Below are 18,800 nucleotides of genomic sequence, written 5' to 3'. Positions count from 1 at the left end.
CTCACCTCGGGTGAGTGCTAACAAGCATTCAGTTTCATAATATAAGGATTGGCACGCATGAGCTTTCGTCCATTGCATGACCGCGTCCTCGTCCGCCGCGTAGAGGCAGAAGAGAAGACCGCTGGCGGGATCATCATCCCGGAGACCGCTAAGGAAAAGCCGCAGGAAGGCGAAGTCGTCTCGGTCGGCACCGGCGCTCGTAACGAGGCTGGCGAAATCCACCCGCTCGAGGTCAAGGCCGGCGACAAGATCCTGTTCGGCAAATGGTCCGGCACCGAAGTGAAGATCGACGGCGAAGACCTTCTGATCATGAAGGAATCCGACATCCTGGGGATCGTCGGCTAAGCCATTCCTGGTGGCGACCGCGGCTCTCCCGCCAACGGTCACTATCGTCTCTTTAGATATGAAAGGTCAGCCGAAACATGGCAGCCAAAGACGTAAAATTTTCGCGTGACGCACGTGAACGCATCCTGCGCGGCGTGGATATCCTTGCCGATGCCGTGAAGGTCACGCTGGGGCCAAAGGGCCGCAACGTCGTGATCGACAAGAGCTATGGCGCCCCGCGCATCACCAAGGACGGCGTCACCGTCGCCAAGGAAATCGAGCTCAAGGACAAGTTCGAGAACATGGGCGCGCAGATGCTGCGCGAAGTCGCCTCGAAGACCAACGACATCGCCGGCGACGGCACGACCACCGCGACCGTTCTGGCGCAGGCGATCGTCCGCGAGGGCATGAAGTCGGTATCCGCCGGCATGAACCCGATGGATCTGAAGCGCGGCATCGATATGGCCGTGATCAAGGTCGTCGAGGACATCAAGGCGCGTTCGAAGCCGGTCGCCGGCACCAAGGAAGTCGCGCAGGTCGGCATCATCTCGGCTAACGGCGATACCGTCGTCGGCGAGAAGATCGCTGAAGCGATGGAGCGCGTCGGCAAGGAAGGCGTGATCACCGTCGAGGAAGCCAAGGGCCTCGAATTCGAGCTCGACGTCGTTGAAGGCATGCAGTTCGATCGCGGCTATCTCTCGCCGTATTTCGTCACGAACCCCGAGAAGATGTCGGTCGAACTCGCCGATCCGTATATCCTGATCCACGAAAAGAAGCTCAGCAACCTGCAGGCGATGCTCCCGATCCTGGAAGCCGTCGTTCAGTCGGGTCGCCCGCTGCTGATCATCGCGGAAGATATCGAGGGTGAGGCGCTCGCCACGCTCGTCGTCAACAAGCTGCGCGGTGGCCTGAAGGTCGCAGCGGTCAAGGCGCCGGGCTTCGGTGATCGTCGCAAGGCGATGCTGGAAGACATCGCGATCCTCACCAAGGGCGAGATGATCTCGGAAGATCTCGGCATCAAGCTCGAATCGGTCACGCTCGGCATGCTCGGCACCGCCAAGCGCGTCACGATCGACAAGGACAACACGATCATCGTCGATGGTGCCGGTGATCACGAATCGATCAAGGGCCGCACCGATGCGATCCGTCAGCAGATCGAGAACACGACGAGCGATTACGACAAGGAGAAGCTGCAGGAGCGTCTGGCGAAGCTCGCCGGCGGTGTCGCAGTGATCAAGGTCGGCGGGTCGACCGAAGTGGAAGTCAAGGAGCGCAAGGATCGCGTCGACGACGCACTGCACGCCACCCGCGCAGCCGTCGAAGAAGGCATCGTCCCCGGCGGCGGTACCGCACTCCTCTATGCCACCAAGGCACTCGAGGGCATGAAGGGCGCAAACGACGACCAGACGCGCGGCATCGATATCGTCCGCAAGGCGCTGTACGCGCCGGTCCGCCAGATCGCGCAGAATGCCGGTCATGACGGTGCGGTGATCTCGGGCAAGCTGCTCGAGGGTAACGATGACAATCTGGGCTTCAACGCGCAGACCGACGTCTATGAGAACCTGGTGGAAGCCGGCGTGATCGATCCGACCAAGGTCGTTCGTACCGCGCTGCAGGATGCGGCCTCGGTCGCCGGCCTGCTGATCACCACCGAAGCGGCGATCTCGGAACTGCCGGAAGACAAGCCGGCAATGCCGATGGGCGGCGGCGGCGGCATGGGCGGCATGGGCGGCATGGACTTCTGATCGAAAACGGCCTGAGCTAAGCCCGCTTAGCTCAGGACTTGTTTCGATCCGGCCGGCGGGTCGGCGGCGTAGCCACCGATCCCGTCCGACGAAAGCCTCGGCTTTGCCGAGGCTCGGCCAGATCCACACCGACCAGCCACCAGCTGGACAAAGAAAAGGCCGGCCGGGAGCAATCCCGCCGGCCTTTTCCGTATCGTGGCGCCTCAGCCGTCCTTCATCGCCTCCAACAGCCGCTTGACCTCCTGGCTGCGCCCGCGCGGCAGGATCAACACATCGTTGCCGCTGGCCACCACGATCAGATCCTCCACGCCCAGCATGGCGATGCGCACGCCATCGCTGCGCACCAGGCAATTGGCGGTGTCGATCGCCACAATATCGCCGCGATGGGCATCGCCCTTGTCGTCCGCGTCGAGCGCATACAGCGCGTCCCAGCTGCCGAGATCGCTCCAGCCCATGCTCACCGGCACCACGGCGACACGGTCAGCCTTTTCCATCACCGCGTAATCGATTGAATCGGACGGTGAGGCGGCAAAGGCGTCTGCATCCGGGAATATACGGCGATCTTCGCGGCGCGCGCCGTCCATCGCTTTCTGGCACGCGGCCAGCATGTCGGGCGCGAACGCCGCCAGTGCGGCCAGATAGGTATCGGCGCGGAACAGGAAGATGCCGCCGTTCCAGGCATGATCGCCCGCGGCGAGCATCGCTTGCGCTTTCTCCAGCGGGGGCTTTTCGACAAAGGCGCGAACGCGGTTCACGCCGGGGGCGATCTCGTCCCCCACCTGGATATAGCCATAGCCGGTTTCGGGCGCGTCGGGCGCGATACCGAACGTCACCAGCCACCCATCCGCGACCATCGGCATCGCCGCATGGATCGCCGCATGGAAGGCGGGGACATCGGCGATGACGTGATCCGAGGGCATGATCAGCAACGGCTCGGCCCCGCCGCCGGCGGCAATCGCCGCCAGCGCGATCGCCGGCGCGGTGTTGCGCCCGGCGGGTTCGAGGATGATCGCCGCAGCACTCGCCTCGACCGCGCCCAATTGCGCGTCGATCATGTCCGCATGGCGCGCGTTGGCGACGACGATCGGCGCGGCGAACCGCTCACCGATGGCGCGCGTTGCCGTCAGCTGCAGCATCGTTTCCTCGGCGGTGAGCGCTAGCATCTGCTTGGGCCGCTCGGGCCGCGACATGGGCCATAACCGCGTGCCCGACCCGCCGGAGAGGATGACGGGGACGATCGGTCGGGAAAGCGGCATCAACTCACTCCTGAAGCGCGCCTTTTTGGCACACGCGCATGGTTACGAACCGGCCCATACATGAAAACTCGGTCCGGCTCTTCAATCTTTGTTCGTCAATTTCTGCGACATCGGGCGCGATATGTCGGAAAAGCTTACATCCGCACCGATCGGGCGCGCCGCAACATGATCCCGTTGCCGACGATCCGCGTCAGGCTTTGGCCCACAGGGGTACGCTGAGCCATGGCGCTGACCGTCACGCTGTGGGGCTATTCGCTGGCGGCCTTGCTATTCTGCATGATCGCGCTGTCGCAAGTGCGCGATGCGTCGACCGCGCTGCCGCGCTGGAGCTTCGTGGTCGCGCTGGTGGGCACTGCTTTATGGGCCCTCGCCGTGGCCGGGATCGATGCCAACGATATCGCGGCGCGCGTGACCGAAGGGATACGCAATGTCGCCTGGCTCTGGTTCATGCACGCGCTGCTGCGCCGTCAGCCCGCCGTGCCGCAGGCGCGCGCGATCACCGCCGTCTATATCGCGGTCGTGCTGACGTTATGCCTGGCGATCATCGTGCCGATCGTGCCCGCCACACGACCGGGCGAGGCCGCGACGCTGGCTTGGGTCAGCGTGCTGTTCGGCATGATCGTCGCCGTCAGCGCGCTGGTGCTGGTCGAACATCTCTATGCCACCGTCGCCCCCGCTGCGCGCGGCGGCATCCGCTTGCTGGTCATCGCGCTGGCGGCGATGTGGGGCATGGATCTGGTGGTTTACGCCATCACCTATGTAACGCACGGGACGGTCGTCGATTTGATCGCGGTGCGCGGGGTGATGATGGCGCTGCTCGCGCCGTTGTTTGCGGTGGCCGTGCTGCGGAATGGCGACTGGACATTGCATCTGTCGCGCTCGGTGGCGTGGCTGTCGCTCTCGCTCGCCGCTGTCGTGCTCTATTTGCTGACGATGATGCTGGCGACGAGCGCCCTGGCCGGGATCGGCGCAAACGCGCGCATCGTGCAGACCGCATTTGTGTTCGGCTCGACCGCCGCGATGCTCGTGCTCGCGTCGTCGCCGTGGCTCAAGGCCTGGGCCAAGGTTGTGCTGGCCAAGCATTTGTTCAGCCATCGCTACGATTATCGCGAAGAGTGGATCCGATTTACGGGAACGCTGGGCAAGGCCGGGGGCGATGTCGCGCTGGCGCTCGATCAGCGCGTGATCAAGGCGATCGCCGATCTGACCGATTCGCCCGCCGGTTTGCTGCTCGTGCCGGAGGGGCAGGGGCTGGGCATCGGTGCGGCATGGCAGTGGGAGCACGATACCGTGTCGCTCGCCGCCACGGACGAGGCGTTGCTGCTCGGGCTCGCCACCAGCAGCCGCATCATCGAGCTGGATGCGGTTCGGGGCGGGGCAGAGACGATGGTTACGCCGCCCACCTGGATGCTGTTGGATACGAATGCCTGGGTGATCGTGCCGCTGGTATATTTCGATCGATTGCAGGGTGCGGTGCTGCTGGCGCGTCCGCCGGTGGATCGCGCGCTCGATTGGGAGGATTTCGATCTGCTGCGCATCGTCGGGCGCCAGGCGGCGAGCTTTCTCGCCGAGGGTCAGGCGCAGGAGGCACTGGCCGAAAGCGCACGCTTCGACGAGTTCAACCGCCGTTTCGCGTTCATCCTGCACGATATCAAGAATCTGGTCAGTCAGTTGACGCTGACCGCGCGCAACGCCGAGCGGCACGCCGACAATCCCGCATATCGCGCCGACATGATCGCCACGCTGCATGATTCGGCGGGCCGGATGAACGATCTGCTCGCCCGCCTGTCGCAGCATCACACCGGGCGCACAGAGGAGCCGCGCCCGACCGAATTACGCCCGCTGGCCGAACGCGTCGCGCGCCGCATCGCGCATCCGATCGATGTGCGCGGTGCGGCGATCAGCGCGCTGGTCGATCCAGCGCGGCTCGAACAACTGCTCGTACATCTGATGCAGAACGCCAGCGAAGCCAGTGCGCCTGACGCGCGGGTAACGATTACGCTCGACAATGAGGACGGCCGGCCGGTTGTTGCGGTCATGGATACCGGCGCGGGCATGTCGCCTGCCTTCGTCCGCGACCGGTTGTTCAAGCCGTTCGTTTCATCCAAACCCGGCGGGTTCGGCCTTGGCGCGTTTGAGGCGCGTCAGCTGGCCGAGGCGATGGGCGGAACAATCACCGTCACCAGCCGCGAGGGCGAAGGCAGCATTTTTCGTGTCCGCTTGGCCCCTGTCGCAGCCCACCATTTGGAGCGGGCTGCATGACCGCCAAGCCCAAACTGCTCATCGTCGAAGACGATCTCGGGCTGCAGCGCCAGCTGCGTTGGGCCTATGAGGATTATGAGGTGATCGTCGCCTCCGATCGCGCCACCGCGCTCGACGCGATCCGTGCCGAAGAACCGGCGGTAGTGACGCTGGATCTCGGTCTGCCGCCAGACGTGGACGGCACCAGCGAAGGGTTCGCCACGCTGCGCGAGATATTGCGGTTGAAGCCCTCGACCAAAGTGATCGTCGCCTCCGGGCACGGCGCGCGCGATAGCGCGTTGCAGGCGATTGCGGACGGCGCCTGGGATTTCTACGCCAAGCCGATCGACATCGATCAGTTGGGGCTGATCGTCGCACGCGCGTTTCACGTTCATGCGCTCGAAACCGAGAACCGGCGGCTGTTCGCCGCGCAGGCCGGCCCCGCGCTCGGCGGAATGATCACTGCCGCGCCCGAAATGCTGAAGGTCACGCGCATGATTGAGCGTGTCGCGCCGGCAGATGTCACGGTGATGCTGCGCGGCGCGAGCGGCACGGGCAAGGAACTGCTCGCGCGCGGCGTGCATGATCTCAGCCCGCGCGCGGGCGGCGCGTTCGTCGCGATCAATTGCGCGGCGATCCCCGAAACGCTGCTGGAAAGCGAATTGTTCGGCCATGAAAAGGGCGCGTTCACGGGCGCGGTAAAGACCACCGAAGGCAAGATCGAACAGGCGCATGGCGGCACGCTGTTTCTCGACGAGGTGGGAGACATTCCGCTGCCCTTGCAGGTGAAATTGCTACGCTTCCTGCAGGAGCGCACGATCGAGCGGATCGGCGGGCGCAAGGCGATCGCGGTGAATACGCGGATCGTCTGTGCGACGCATCAGGATGTCGATGCGATGGTCGCGGCAGGCACGTTTCGCGAAGATCTCTATTATCGCCTCGCCGAGATCGTGGTGCGTATCCCTGTGCTGGCCGAGCGCGCCGGTGACGCCGGATTGCTGGCGCAACATTTGCTGCGCAAATATGCCAAGGCCCTGCAGCCGGCGGTTACTGGGCTGGCGCCCGATGCGCGCGCCGCGATCGCGGCATGGGGCTGGCCGGGCAATGTGCGCGAACTCGAAAACCGCATGAAGCGTGCGGTGATCATGGCCGAAGGCAAGTTGGTCACGGCGGCGGATCTGGATCTGGCGGCGACTGATGAGCTGCCGCTCAATCTGCGCGCGGCCCGCGAAGCGGCGGATCGCCAGGCGATCCGTCAGGCGCTCGCCCGCGCGGACGGCAACATTTCGAACACCGCCAAGCTGCTCGGGATCAGCCGCCCGACCCTGTATGATCTGCTCAAGAGCTATGATCTGCACGCCTGATCGGCGATGGCGCCGGGGGGCGGGCCTATCATGTCCGGTCGGAATGCCCGATCAGTTCACGCCGCCACGGGCCGCTCGGATGACGCGGCGCGCCGGAGCGGTTATGGCGGCGGCATGACCGACGCCCTAGACCGGATCGCCGCCGCATTGGAGCGCCTCGCGCCGCCTCCGCCCACGTCTGCCGATCCCCAGGCGCACGCTGCCTATGTCTGGCGCGGCGACACGCTGACCGCGGCGCGGGCGTTTGCCGCGCTGCCGCTCGCCCAATTGCACGGTGTGGCGGCGCAGAAAGCCGCCTTGGTGGCCAATCTCGATCGGCTCGCGCATGGGCATGCGGCGCACGACGTGCTGCTCTGGGGCGCGCGCGGCACGGGCAAATCGGCGCTGGTCAAGGCCGCGGTGGCGCATCTGCAGGCTGCCGGGGCGTCGCTTGCGCTGATCGAAATCGCCACGCATGATCTTGGCAGCCTGCCGCAGCTGTTCGCCAAGATCGCCGACGTGCCGCGCGCCTTTGCCTTGTTCATCGACGATCTCGGGTTCGACGCGGCGGCCGATGGCCGCGCCTTGCGTTCGATGCTGGAAGGGGGGGCGGAAGCGCGCCCGGCCAATGCCCGTCTGCTCGTCACCGCTAACCGCCGCCACCTGATCCCGCGCGATAGTGCCGAGCAAGACCCGACGGCGTCGGGGCAGATCAATCCGCGCGATGCGATCGACGATCAACTGGCGCTGGCCGACCGCTTCGGGCTCAGCCTCGGTTTCCACGTGATGGATCAGGATATGTATCTGGCGGTGGTCGAGGGTTACACGACTGCGCACGCTCTGCCCTTCGATCCCGCCGATGCGGTGGGCTGGGCGACCCGCCGCGGCAGCCGCTCAGGCCGCGTGGCGTGGCACTATATCGTCGATCTCGCGGGGCGGCACGGCAAGACGCTGGGTTGAACGCCTCAATCAGTGGCAAAATCTAGGCTCGCAACGTCACGCGCGGCGTGAAACACGCGGATGATCACGATCGTATCGTCGATCACGCGGTACACCACGACATAGGGTTTTACCGGAATGCTGCGGACGACGGGATGAAGATCGGGGCGTGCTCTGCCTATCAGCGGGAAATCGAGCAATTTGGCGATCGCCGTATTCAGACCGTCGATTTGGCGATCGCCGTATTCAGATCGTCGATAATGCGCTCGGCTGCAGCCGGATCATGCTGCGTGACATATAACCACAGTTCGTCGACGTCCGAAATCGCCGACGGCAAACGGCGCAGGCGCACGGGTCAGTTGGTGCGCAACGCCGTCAAACGTGCCTCGCTGCACCTTTTGATATCCGTGAGGTCGAAATTGCCGTCGATCGGCTCACCGCTGGCCAATCCTTCGCGGATCATCGCCCGAAGACGCTCCAGATTGGCGGCGGGGCCAGCTCGCTCGCTCGACCAGATCAGCAACAGCTCACGGATAACTTCCCCGGAGCTGTCATACTCGCCATTCGCGACCGCCTCGTCCAGCTCGACGGCGAGTTCGTCACTTAATGCGACATTGATTGTGCGTACCGCGTTCATCGGTCGGACTCCCCATCTATGCCCGAGAATATCATCCGAGACGCGGCATCGCAATCAGCCGCCCACCAACTCCGCCAGTTCGAGCCAGCGCAGCTCGGCCGCTTCCTTCTCGGCGCGCGCTGCCGCGATGTCCTTGTTCAGGCGCTCGAACCTGGCAAAATCCTTTGAATAGAGCGCCGGATCGGCGAGGATCTTTTCGTCGCGCACGATCGCCGCGTCGAGCTCCTCGATGCGCTTGGGGAGCACCTCGTAATCGCGCTGGTCCTTGAACGTCAGCTTCACCTTGGGGGCGGGCGGGGGCGGGGGCGCGGTGGCCTGCACCTTGCGGTTGCCGCCGCCGCGCTTGGGCGCCGCGGCCTTGCGCTTGCGCTCCCAATCCTCATAGCCGCCGGCCACGACATCGACCGTGCCCGAGCCATCGAGGCCCAGCGTGATCGTCACGGTGCGATCGAGAAAGTCGCGATCGTGGCTGACGATCAGCACGGTGCCCTCATAATCGCCGATCACGTCCTGCAGCAGATCGAGCGTTTCGAGATCGAGATCGTTGGTCGGCTCGTCGAGCACCAGCAGGTTGCTGGGCTTGGCGAATTCGCGCGCGAGCAGCAGGCGGGAGCGCTCGCCGCCCGACAGCGTGCCGACCTTGGCATCCAGCACGTTGGGATCGAACAGGAATTCCTTGAGATAGCCGACCACGTGCTTGCGATTGCCCTGCACCTCGACCCAGTCGCCGCCATCCGCCAGCACGTCGCGCACGGTCTTTTCCGGCGCCATCTTGCTGCGCTGCTGATCGATGACGATGCGTTCCATCGTCTTGGCGAAGCGGATCTCGCCGGTATCGGGCGCGAGTTCGCCGGTGAGCAGCTTGAGGAGGGTCGATTTGCCCGCGCCATTGGCGCCGACGATGCCGATGCGATCCTTGCGTGTCACCCGGAGCGACAGGTCGGTGATGATCGGCCGCTCGCCGAAGCTCTTGGAAATATGCTTGGCGTCGATCACCACCTTGGTCTTGGCGTCATCGGTGCCGATCGTCAGATTGGCCGAGCCCTGCGGCCCGATCATCGAGGCGCGTTCGGCGCGCATCTCGACGAGCTTGGTCAGCCGCCCCTGGTTGCGCTTGCGCCGCCCGGTGACACCGCGCAGCAGCCAATGCTCCTCCAGCTTCAACTTGGCATCGAGCTTTTCGGCATTGCGCGCTTCATCGGCATAGACCTGCTCGGTCCAGGCATCGAACCCGCCAAAACCGATCTCCGCGCGCCGCACCGCGCCGCGATCGAGCCACAGGGTCTGCTTGGTCAGCCGGGTCAGGAAAGTACGATCATGGCTGATCACGACGAACGCGCCGTTGAAGCGGCTAAGCCATTGCTCGATCCATTCGATCGCGGCGATATCGAGATGGTTGGTGGGCTCGTCGAGCAGCAGTACGTCGGGCTCCATCGCCAGCGCGCGGACGATCGCCGCGCGGCGGCGCTCGCCGCCGCTGGCCGAGGCGGCATCGCGCGACAGATCGATGCCGAGCTGATCGGCGATCGCATCCGCTTCATATTCCATCGGCGCATCGTCGCCCGCCAGCACATAATCGAGCAAGGTCTTGTAGGCGCGCAGATCGGGTTCCTGTTCGAGCAGGATCACGCGCGTGCCCGGCTGGATCGTGCGGCGGCCTTCATCGGCCTCGATCGTGCCGGCGATGAGCTTCATCAGCGTGGTCTTGCCCGCGCCGTTGCGACCGATCAGCGCGAGCCGATCGCGCGGGCCGACATGGATGTCGAGATTACGGAACAGCCAGCCCGAGCCCTGGATGATGCCGAGATTTTCAAACGCGAGGATTGGGGCGGGAGCGGCCATGACGATCGTATTTCTTGCTGGCCGTGCGGTTCGCAGCGGCGCCGCGCGGATCGAGCGACTCGACACGCGCCGCCTCTGATCCTCGCGAGCGGCTGGGGTTTGGCTTGCGCTACCGTTGCCGGGCGCGCCGCGCAAGTTTTGCCAGGCCTATTCACAGGCTGTTCAAGGCTGGATGCCTATGCGACACCCCGATGAAGATGTTTGCCCCCCTCGCTTTATGCCTGATTGCCGCGCCCGTCGTCGCCGCGCCTGCGCTCCCGGCGCAGCGCCGCGGCGATCAGGCGGAGGCGTTCGAGGCGCGCCGCCAGGGCAAGATCATGCCGCTACGCGAAATCGAGCGGCGCACCGTGCCACAAATGCGCGGCGCGCAATATCTCGGCGTCGAATTCGATAGCTATAGCAGCATTTACACGCTGAAATTCCTGCGCGATGGCACGGTGATCTGGGTGGATGTCGATGGCCGATCGGGCCAGGTGCTGCGCCAGACCGGCCCATAAGCACCAGCACAGAATAACAAGGGGAAGAAGATGCGCGTCCTGATCGTCGAAGACGAACCCAATCTCGGCCAGCAGCTGAAGAACACGCTGGAAGGCGCGGGCTATGCCATCGATCTCGCGACCGATGGCGAGGAAGGGCATTTCATGGGCTCGACCGAGAATTACGACGCCATCGTGCTCGATCTCGGCCTGCCCGAGATCGACGGGCTGACCGTGCTCGATCGCTGGCGGAAGGAAGGCCGCACCGCGCCGGTGCTGGTGCTGACCGCGCGGGATAGCTGGTCGGATAAGGTCGCCGGGCTGGATGCCGGCGCGGATGATTATGTCGCCAAGCCGTTCCAGTCGGAAGAACTGATCGCGCGGCTGCGCGCGCTGATCCGCCGCGCGAGCGGCAATGCCTCGTCGGAACTCACCGCCGGCGATGTGCGGCTCGATACGCGTTCGGGCAAGGTCACCAAGGCGGGCGAGCCGGTCAAGCTGACCGCGCAGGAATATAAATTGCTCAGCTATCTGCTGCATCACAAGGGCAAGGTGGTCAGCCGCACCGAGCTGATCGAGCATATCTATGACCAGGATTTCGATCGCGATTCGAACACGATCGAGGTGTTCGTCACGCGCATCCGCAAGAAGCTCGGACAGGATGTGATTACGACGATCCGGGGGCTCGGGTACAGCCTCGAGGATCCGGATGCCTGACCTCGCCTTTGTCGTCATCCTGAACTTGTTTCAGGATCCAGGCGCGGTCATTCGCCAAACGGACCCGGTCAGTGGGTCGGTTGACCGCGCCTGGATGCTGAAACAAGTTCAGCATGACGGATAATATGGAAGCGGCAACACTCCCCATCGATCCGGAAAACCCGCCCAGTCGCGGCTATGTGCGCACCACGGGATCCCTCTCCCGCCGCATGATCATGATCGCGGCGGTGTGGATTCTCGTGCTGCTCAGCGGCGGCGGCTTCGCGCTCGATCGCGTGCTGACTCAGGCGGTGACGCGCAATTTCGACGATCAGCTCGAATATGTGCTGACGGCCCTCATCGTCTCGGCCGAGATCGGCCCTGACGGCGAGGTCATGTTCAACCGCGAACCGGCCGATCAGCGCTTCCTGGAGCCCGGCTCCGGGCTGTACTGGCAGGTCTCGGCCAAGGGCCGCGAGGCATTTCCGTCGCGGTCGCTCTGGGATCGCCGGCTGGCCTTTGGCGCCACGCATGCCGATCGCGACGTGCATATCTACGACAGCAAACAATTTCCCAATGAGAGACTGCGCCTGCTCGAACGCGACGTCAAACTGCCCGGATCGGACGTCAATTGGCGCTTTTCCGTCGCGCAAAGCCGCGAGAATGTCGATGCGCAGATCAATGCGCTGCGCAAGACGCTGGTGCGCAGTTTCCTGCTGCTCGGGCTCGGGCTGCTGATGATGGCCGCGCTGCAGACTTTTTACGGGCTGTGGCCGCTGCGCAAGGTGCGCGAGGAAATCGCCCGGATGCGTTCCGGCCAGTCGCGACAGATCGAGCGCCCGATGCCGATCGAGGTCGCGCCGATGGTCGAGGAACTGAACGGGCTGATCGCGCATAACGAGCGCCAGGCCGAGGAAGCGCGGCGCCATGCGGGCAATCTCGCGCATGCGCTGAAGACGCCGCTCACCGTCATCATGAACGCGGCAACCGCGGAGGCCGAGGATCTCGGCGAGACGGTGATCCGCGAGGCGCGCACGATGCGGCGCCAGGTCGATCACCATCTGGCGCGCGCGCGCGCGGTGGGGCGGCGGGGATCGGCGCATAGCCGCGCGGATGTGTGGCCGAGCCTCGAATCGGTCGAGCGCGCGGTGGCGCGGCTATACCGGCATGTGCGCATCGACATTGACGGCCCCAAGACGCTGCAGGTCCATGTCGAGCGGCAGGATCTGGATGAGATGCTCGGCAATCTGATCGAGAACGCGGCCAAATATGGCGGCGGCAGCGTGTTCGTCACGGTCGGCCAGCATTCGGGGTTCGTCGAATTTCTCATCGAGGATGACGGGGCGGGGATTCCGGAGGAGGAGCGCGTGCGCATCTTCGATCGCGGCGTGCGGCTGGATAGCGGCAAGCCCGGCACCGGCCTGGGCATGGCCATCGTGCGCGATGTGGCGGAGATTTACGAGGGCACGGTGAGCCTGGAGGAGAGCGAGGATCTCGGTGGTCTGCTCGTTCGATTAAGGCTGCCGGCGGCGAATTGAGCGCCTTGCTTAAGGCCCTCTCCCGCTCTTCGCGGGAGAGGGTTGGGTGAGGGTCTTCTTCTTCTATTATCACGCTTAAAAAAGAAGAAGACCCTCACCCAACCCTCTCCCATGAAGAATGGGAGAGGGCTAAGAGGTCAGGCGGCTACCTTCAGCTCCGCCATCGCGTCCGCAGTAATTTCCAGACTGCGTTTGCGCGCCGCGTGATCATAGATCGAGCTCGCCACCATCAGCTCGTCCACGCCGGTTCGCGCGACGAACGCGGCAATCTCGCGCGCCACTTTGGCGGGGCCGCCAACCGCCGAGCATTGCAACGTGTGATCGAGGATCGCCTGGCCCTGCGCGCCCAGGCTCGCGCGATAACCGGCGACCGGCGGCTTGAGTTTACCCGGATTGCCGGTGCGCAACGCGACGAACGCCTGCTGCTGCGAACTGGCGAGCAATTCGCCTTCCTCATCGCTATCGGCGGCGAACACGTTGAACCCGGCCATGACATGCGGCCGATCGAGCGCGGCCGAGGGCTTGAAATCGCGACGGTAGATGGCGAGCGCGCTCATCAGCGCGTCCGGCGCGAAATGCGACGCGAAGGCATAAGGCAGGCCCAGTGCCGCGGCGAGCTGCGCGCCGAACGTGCTGGAGCCGAGGATCCACAGATCCACGTTCGCGCCGGCCCCTGGCGTCGCGGTGATGCCAGTCTGGCCGTCATCGGCGAACAGGCTTTGCAATTCGAGCACGTCCTGCGGGAAGGCGTTGGCGTCGCTGTTCAGCGTGCGACGCATGGCATGCGCGACGCGCTGGTCGGACCCGGGGGCGCGACCGAGGCCGAGATCGATCCGGCCGGGGAACAACGCATCGAGCGTGCCGAATTGCTCGGCGATCGCCAATGGCGCATGATTAGGCAGCATGATGCCACCGGCGCCGATGCGGATCGTGGACGTGGCGGCGGCGACATGGCCGAGCACGACCGAGGTGGCCGCGCTGGCGATGCCGGCCATGCCGTGATGCTCGGCGGTCCAGTAGCGGCGGAAGCCCACCTTCTCGGCATGCTGCGCGAGATCGGCGGCATTGGCCAGCGCTTGAGAGACGGTGCCGCCGTCGATGACGGGGACGAGATCGAGCAGGGAATAAGCTGTCATGCACCAGAGATAGGAAGCCCGGCTGATAACGCCACCCGCGGGCGCAGGAGTAGTTCTTGGGCACGGCGCACAACTTCTTCAGCCCGGCCCCTCCTCCCCCGAAGGGGAGGGGCTTATCAAGCCGCTCCCGCCTTGCCCCTCACGCCCGCCCCGCTTAGAGCCGCGCACATGGATCCCCGCCTCACCCATATCCGCAACTGGATCTTCGATCTCGATAACACGCTGTATCCGGCAAGCGCGCGGCTGTTCGATGGCATCGATGCCAAGATGGGCGCGTATATTGCCGAGCGGCTGGGTGTTGATCTGGTCGAGGCGCGCCGCATTCAGAAGGGCTATTTCCACGCGCATGGCACGACGCTCGCCGGGCTGATGGCGGATCACGATGTCGATCCACACGAATTCCTCGCCTTCGTCCACGATGTCGAGATGGACGCGCTGGAGGAAAACGCCCCGCTTGCCGCGGCGATCGCCAAGCTGCCAGGGCGCAAGATCGTCTTCACCAATGCCGATACGCCTTATGCCGCCAACGTGCTCGGCCGGCTGGGGCTGAGCGACAGTTTCGAGGCGATCCACGATATCCATGCGATGGATCTGGCGCCGAAACCGCAGGCGTCGGCCTATGCCGGCCTGTGTGCCGCGTTCGATCTCGATCCGCATGCCTCGCTGTTCGCCGAGGATATGGCGCGCAATCTGAAGCCGGCCAAGGCGATTGGCATGACCACCTTGTGGGTGAATAACGGCTCCGAGCAAACACCCGACGAAAGCCACGAGCACGTCGATTTCATCACGCATGACATCCGCCACTGGCTGGAAGAAATATTGGAGGCCGCATGAGCGACAATCTGCAGAACACGATCGATGCCGCATGGGAAGACCGCGCGGATCTGGGCTTCACCACCGTAGGCGCGGTGCGCAGCGCGGTGGACGACGCGCTCGAATTGCTTGATTCGGGCCAGGCGCGCGTCGCCGCGCCGGACGGGCAGGGCGGCTGGACGGTCAATCAGTGGCTCAAGAAGGCGGTGTTGCTGTCGTTCCGGCTCAATGACAACGAGGTGATCCAGGGGCCGGGCGGCTCGACCTGGTTCGACAAGGTGCCAAGCAAGTTCGAGGGCTGGGATGCGACGCGGTATCGCGCCGCGGGGTTCCGCAGCGTGCCGGGCAGCATCGTGCGGCGCGGCGCCTATATCGCCAAGGGCGCGGTGCTCATGCCGAGCTTCGTCAATATCGGCGGCTATGTCGGCGAGAATACGATGATCGATGCCTGGGCCACGGTCGGCAGTTGCGCGCAGATCGGCCGGAACGTGCATATTTCGGGCGGCGCCGGGATCGGCGGCGTGCTCGAGCCGTTACAGGCCGATCCGGTGATCATCGGTGACGGCGCGTTCATCGGCGCGCGCAGCGAAGTGGCCGAAGGCGTGCGCGTCGGCGAAGGCGCGGTGCTGGCGATGGGCGTGTATCTGGGGGCGAGCACCAAGATCATCGATCGCGCGACCGGCGAGATATTCAAGGGCGAGGTGCCGCCTTATGCCGTGGTCGTGCCGGGCTCGACCGGGGGCGATCTCGGCCTGTATTGCGCGGTGATCGTCAAGCGCGTCGATGCGCAGACGCGCAGCAAGACGAGCATCAACGAGTTACTGCGGGATTGATCCTCCTCCCCTCCCGCATGCGGGAGGGGGACTCGTCTCGACAATGTCACGCAGCCTGCCTAGGCCAAGCCAAACCCAAAGGGGAATCTCATGACCACCACCGCCAGCCAGGTACTCGATCGCGTCCTCGTCCTCGAAATGGTGCGCGTCACCGAAGCGGCGGCCATCGCCGCTTCCAAGCTGGTCGGGCGCGGCGACGAAAAGGCCGCCGATGCTGCCGCCGTCGAGGCGATGCGCGAGGCGCTCAATTCGCTGTATATGGACGGCACCGTGGTGATCGGTGAGGGCGAGCGCGACGAGGCGCCGATGCTGTTCATCGGTGAAAAGGTAGGCTCGGCGATCGGCAAGGGCCCCAAGATCGATATCGCGCTCGATCCGCTCGAAGGTACGACGATCTGCGCCACGGCGGGGCCGAACTCGCTCGCCGTGCTGGCGATTGCCGAACAAGGCGGACTGCTCAACGCGCCCGACGTGTATATGGACAAGATCGCGGTCGGCCCGGGCTATCCCGAAGGCATCATCGATCTGGACAAGACGCCAACCGAGAATATCCGCGCGCTGGCGGCGGCCAAGGGCGTCGATCCCAGCGAGATCATCGCCTGCGTGCTGGATCGTCCGCGCCATGAAAAGCTTATCGCCGAGCTGCGCGCGCTGGGCGTGGGCATCATGCTGATCGGCGATGGCGACGTCGCCGGCGTGATCGCGACGACTAATCCCGATACCACGATAGACATCTATATGGGCGCGGGCGGCGCGCCGGAGGGCGTGCTGGCGGCGGCGGCTTTGCGCTGCGTCGGCGGCCAGTTCAAGGGCCGGTTGCTGTTCCGCAACGACGACGAGCGCGGGCGCGCGGCCAAATGGGGCGTGACCGATCTCGACAAGCAATATGACCTGACCGAACTGGCGCGCGGCGATTGCATCTTCGCCGCCACCGGGGTGACCGATGGCTCGCTGCTAGAGGGCGTGAAGCGCAAGGGCGGCACGATGACCACCGAGAGCGTGGTGATGCGCGCGTCGAGCGGCACGGTACGCTGGGTCAAGGGCGAACACCGGATCTGAGGTTCGCGGCCATTCCCTTCTAAGCCCTCTCCCATTCTTTATGGGAGAGGGTTGGGTGAGGGTCTTCTGCTTCTTCTATTCTCGGGCGGCGAAAGAAGAAGACCCTCACCCAACCCTCTCCCGCGACGAGCAGGAGAGGGCTTTAGAAGACGGCGTTGGCCCCTCAACCTCAGCTCTTCATCCGGTACCCCGTCTTGAAGATCCAGGCGATCACCCCGAGGCACAGCAGCAGGAAGGCGAAGGTGAAGGCCAGGCTCGCGCCCACGCCGACATCGCCTTGCCCGAAGAAGCTCCAGCGGAAGCCGCTGACGAGATAGACCACCGGGTTGAACAGGCTCACCGTGCGCCACGGCTGCGGCAGCATGTCGATCGAATAGAACGCGCCGCCCAGGAACGTGAGCGGCGTGATCAGCAAGGCGGGCACAAAATTCAGTTGCTCGAACCCCTTGGCCCACACCCCGATGATGAAGCCGAACAGGCTGAAGGCGATGCTGGTCAGCACGAGGAAGGTGAGCATCATCAGCGGATGCTGGATCGGCAGATCGACGAACAAGGTGGCGGTGGCGAGGATGATCAGCCCCAGGATGACCGACTTGGTCGCCGCGGCACCGACATAGCCGATCACCATCTCCATCGCCGAGATGGGCGCCGAGAGCAGCTCATACATCGTGCCGGTGAATTTGGGGAAGTAGATGCCGATCGAGGCGTTGGAGATGCTCTGCGTCAACAGCGAGAGCATGATCAGGCCGGGGACGATGAAGCTGCCATAGCCGACACCTTCCACCGATTGCATGCGGCTGCCGATCGCCCCGCCGAACACGACGAAATAGAGCGAGGTGGTGATCACCGGGGTGGCCACGCTCTGCCACAGGGTACGTAGCGCGCGCGCCATTTCGAAGCGATAGATCGCCCACACGCCGTGGGCGTTGAAACCATGCGCGCTCATGCCGCGTCCTTCCGGCCGACCAGGTCGACAAATATGTCCTCAAGCGAACTGCGATGCGTATCGAGATCGGTGAATTCGATGCCCAGCTCATCGAGCTTGCGCAGGAAGGCGGGAATGCCGTCGCGATCGCCATCGGCGACGAAGGTGTGACGCATCACATACCCCTCGTCCCCCAGTTCGACGTCCCAATTGGCCAGCGCGGCGGGCACGGCGGCTAGCGGGCGGCGCAAGGCCACCAGCACCTGACGCTTGCCCAGCCGCTTCATCAACTCGGTCTTGCGCTCGACCAGCACGAGCTTGCCCTTGTCGATCACGCCGACCCGGTCGGCCATTTCCTCGGCCTCCTCGATATAATGCGTGGTCAGGATGATCGTCACGCCGCGCTCGCGCAGGCGATGGATCAGCTTCCACATGTCGCGGCGCAACGACACATCGACACCCGCGGTGGGCTCGTCGAGAAACAGGATATCGGGCTCATGGCTCAGCGCCTTGGCGATCAGCACGCGGCGCTTCATCCCGCCGGATAGCTCCATAATCTTGGCATGGCGCTTGTCCCACAAAGACAGATCACGCAGCACCTGCTCGATATACGCGTCATGGCCCGAGCGACCGAACAGGCGGCGGCTGAACTTCACCGTGGCGAGCACGGTTTCGAACATGTCGACCGACAATTCCTGCGGCACGAGCCCGACCAGGCGGCGCGCGGCGCGGAAATCCTTGATCGCGTCATGCCCCATCACGGTGATGGTGCCCGACGAAGGCGTGACGATGCCGCAGATGATGCTGATCAGCGTCGTCTTGCCCGCGCCATTGGGGCCGAGCAGCGCGAAAATTTCGCCTTTTTCGATCTGCAGGTCGATCGGTGACAATGCGGTGGTGCCGGAATCGTACGTCTTGGAGACGCCGGCGACGGACAGGATAGTTGGCAAGTGTATGGGTCCCCTTGGATGGCGTGGAGATGGGGGTGAGGGCGGTG

The 18,800-nt window shown here is 64.6% G+C and carries 20 protein-coding genes; 12 read left to right on the top strand and 8 right to left on the bottom strand.

Going from position 1 to position 18,800, the window contains the following annotated elements; genetic code table 11:
- Positions 1–57 precede the first annotated feature (57 nt).
- Together groES and groL are read left to right on the top strand one after the other, a co-directional pair.
- A complete protein-coding gene (gene groES, locus ABC969_RS05025; protein ID WP_261293479.1) occupies positions 58–345 on the top strand; it encodes a co-chaperone GroES in 288 nt (95 codons plus the stop codon).
- A gap of 77 nt (positions 346–422) precedes the next feature.
- Positions 423–2,069, top strand: a complete 1,647-nt coding sequence (groL, locus tag ABC969_RS05020) for a chaperonin GroEL (protein WP_332708084.1) — start codon at positions 423–425, stop codon at positions 2,067–2,069.
- A gap of 203 nt (positions 2,070–2,272) precedes the next feature.
- Here the strand turns inward: groL and ABC969_RS05015 are convergent, their stop codons facing one another.
- Positions 2,273–3,325 (bottom strand): mannose-1-phosphate guanylyltransferase/mannose-6-phosphate isomerase, encoded by a 1,053-nt coding sequence (locus ABC969_RS05015; protein WP_345863394.1) that lies wholly within the window; start codon positions 3,323–3,325, stop codon positions 2,273–2,275.
- A 222-nt stretch (positions 3,326–3,547) separates the two neighbouring features.
- Between ABC969_RS05015 and prsK the strand changes: the two genes are divergently transcribed.
- From prsK to ABC969_RS05000, 3 genes are all read left to right on the top strand, one after another.
- Positions 3,548–5,587, top strand: a complete 2,040-nt coding sequence (gene prsK / locus ABC969_RS05010) for an XrtA/PEP-CTERM system histidine kinase PrsK (RefSeq protein WP_345863393.1) — start codon at positions 3,548–3,550, stop codon at positions 5,585–5,587.
- Positions 5,584–6,930, top strand: a complete 1,347-nt coding sequence (prsR, locus tag ABC969_RS05005; RefSeq protein ID WP_345863392.1) for a PEP-CTERM-box response regulator transcription factor — start codon at positions 5,584–5,586, stop codon at positions 6,928–6,930. Before prsK ends, prsR begins: the two co-directional genes overlap by 4 nt.
- 114 nt (positions 6,931–7,044) lie before the next feature.
- On the top strand, positions 7,045–7,869 hold the full coding sequence (locus ABC969_RS05000; RefSeq protein ID WP_345863391.1) for an ATP-binding protein: 825 nt from the start codon (positions 7,045–7,047) through the stop codon (positions 7,867–7,869).
- A 5-nt stretch (positions 7,870–7,874) separates the two neighbouring features.
- Here the strand turns inward: ABC969_RS05000 and ABC969_RS04995 are convergent, their stop codons facing one another.
- Genes ABC969_RS04995 through ABC969_RS04980 form a run of 4 tightly spaced genes read right to left on the bottom strand, consistent with a single transcriptional unit; the run spans position 7,875 to position 10,327 of the window.
- Complete coding sequence (locus ABC969_RS04995) at positions 7,875–8,048, bottom strand: type II toxin-antitoxin system RelE/ParE family toxin (RefSeq protein WP_345863390.1); 174 nt, start codon at positions 8,046–8,048, stop codon at positions 7,875–7,877.
- Positions 8,049–8,065: 17 nt separating this feature from the next.
- Positions 8,066–8,200: a hypothetical protein gene (locus ABC969_RS04990; RefSeq protein WP_345863389.1), complete on the bottom strand. Its 135-nt coding sequence runs from the start codon at positions 8,198–8,200 to the stop codon at positions 8,066–8,068.
- Positions 8,201–8,203: 3 nt separating this feature from the next.
- Positions 8,204–8,485, bottom strand: coding sequence for a ribbon-helix-helix domain-containing protein (locus ABC969_RS04985; RefSeq protein WP_345863388.1), 282 nt, complete (start codon positions 8,483–8,485; stop codon positions 8,204–8,206).
- A gap of 54 nt (positions 8,486–8,539) precedes the next feature.
- The gene (locus ABC969_RS04980) at positions 8,540–10,327 is read right to left on the bottom strand and encodes an ABC-F family ATP-binding cassette domain-containing protein (protein ID WP_345863387.1); all 1,788 of its coding nucleotides are present in this window, start codon (positions 10,325–10,327) and stop codon (positions 8,540–8,542) included.
- Positions 10,328–10,518: 191 nt separating this feature from the next.
- Here ABC969_RS04980 and ABC969_RS04975 point away from each other — a divergent pair, with 191 nt between their 5' ends.
- Genes ABC969_RS04975 through ABC969_RS04960 form a run of 4 tightly spaced genes read left to right on the top strand, consistent with a single transcriptional unit; the run spans position 10,519 to position 13,037 of the window.
- The gene (locus ABC969_RS04975; RefSeq protein WP_345863386.1) at positions 10,519–10,824 is read left to right on the top strand and encodes a hypothetical protein; all 306 of its coding nucleotides are present in this window, start codon (positions 10,519–10,521) and stop codon (positions 10,822–10,824) included.
- A 30-nt stretch (positions 10,825–10,854) separates the two neighbouring features.
- Positions 10,855–11,520 (top strand): response regulator transcription factor, encoded by a 666-nt coding sequence (locus ABC969_RS04970; protein WP_345863385.1) that lies wholly within the window; start codon positions 10,855–10,857, stop codon positions 11,518–11,520.
- On the top strand, positions 11,513–11,644 hold the full coding sequence (locus ABC969_RS04965) for a hypothetical protein (RefSeq protein ID WP_345863384.1): 132 nt from the start codon (positions 11,513–11,515) through the stop codon (positions 11,642–11,644). Before ABC969_RS04970 ends, ABC969_RS04965 begins: the two co-directional genes overlap by 8 nt.
- 1 nt (position 11,645) lies before the next feature.
- Positions 11,646–13,037: a sensor histidine kinase gene (locus tag ABC969_RS04960; RefSeq protein WP_345863826.1), complete on the top strand. Its 1,392-nt coding sequence runs from the start codon at positions 11,646–11,648 to the stop codon at positions 13,035–13,037.
- 137 nt (positions 13,038–13,174) lie between these two features.
- Here ABC969_RS04960 and ABC969_RS04955 read toward each other — a convergent pair whose 3' ends face one another.
- Positions 13,175–14,173, bottom strand: a complete 999-nt coding sequence (locus ABC969_RS04955; RefSeq protein ID WP_345863383.1) for an LLM class flavin-dependent oxidoreductase — start codon at positions 14,171–14,173, stop codon at positions 13,175–13,177.
- Between the two features lie 168 nt (positions 14,174–14,341).
- On the opposite strand from ABC969_RS04955, the gene ABC969_RS04950 reads away from it, so the two are divergent.
- From ABC969_RS04950 to glpX, 3 genes are all read left to right on the top strand, one after another.
- The gene (locus ABC969_RS04950; RefSeq protein ID WP_345863382.1) at positions 14,342–15,007 is read left to right on the top strand and encodes a pyrimidine 5'-nucleotidase; all 666 of its coding nucleotides are present in this window, start codon (positions 14,342–14,344) and stop codon (positions 15,005–15,007) included.
- A complete protein-coding gene (gene dapD / locus ABC969_RS04945; RefSeq protein ID WP_345863379.1) occupies positions 15,004–15,819 on the top strand; it encodes a 2,3,4,5-tetrahydropyridine-2,6-dicarboxylate N-succinyltransferase in 816 nt (271 codons plus the stop codon). The genes ABC969_RS04950 and dapD overlap by 4 nt, the downstream gene beginning before the upstream one ends.
- Before the next feature lie 90 nt (positions 15,820–15,909).
- Positions 15,910–16,878 carry a class II fructose-bisphosphatase gene (gene glpX / locus ABC969_RS04940; RefSeq protein WP_345863377.1) on the top strand — a complete coding sequence of 323 codons (969 nt, stop codon included), beginning with the start codon at positions 15,910–15,912 and terminating at the stop codon, positions 16,876–16,878.
- Between the two features lie 169 nt (positions 16,879–17,047).
- On the opposite strand, the gene ABC969_RS04935 is transcribed toward glpX, so the two are convergent.
- On the bottom strand, positions 17,048–17,824 hold the full coding sequence (locus tag ABC969_RS04935) for an ABC transporter permease (protein WP_345863376.1): 777 nt from the start codon (positions 17,822–17,824) through the stop codon (positions 17,048–17,050).
- A complete protein-coding gene (locus tag ABC969_RS04930) occupies positions 17,821–18,753 on the bottom strand; it encodes an ABC transporter ATP-binding protein (protein ID WP_345863375.1) in 933 nt (310 codons plus the stop codon). Before ABC969_RS04930 ends, ABC969_RS04935 begins: the two co-directional genes overlap by 4 nt.
- Positions 18,754–18,800: the final 47 nt, after the last annotated feature.

Source organism: Sphingomonas qilianensis, assembly GCF_039614825.1.
Lineage (GTDB): Bacteria > Pseudomonadota > Alphaproteobacteria > Sphingomonadales > Sphingomonadaceae > Sphingomonas > Sphingomonas qilianensis.
Note: the sequence above shows the minus strand (reverse complement) of the source record. Positions and strands in the feature narration are given on the sequence as shown.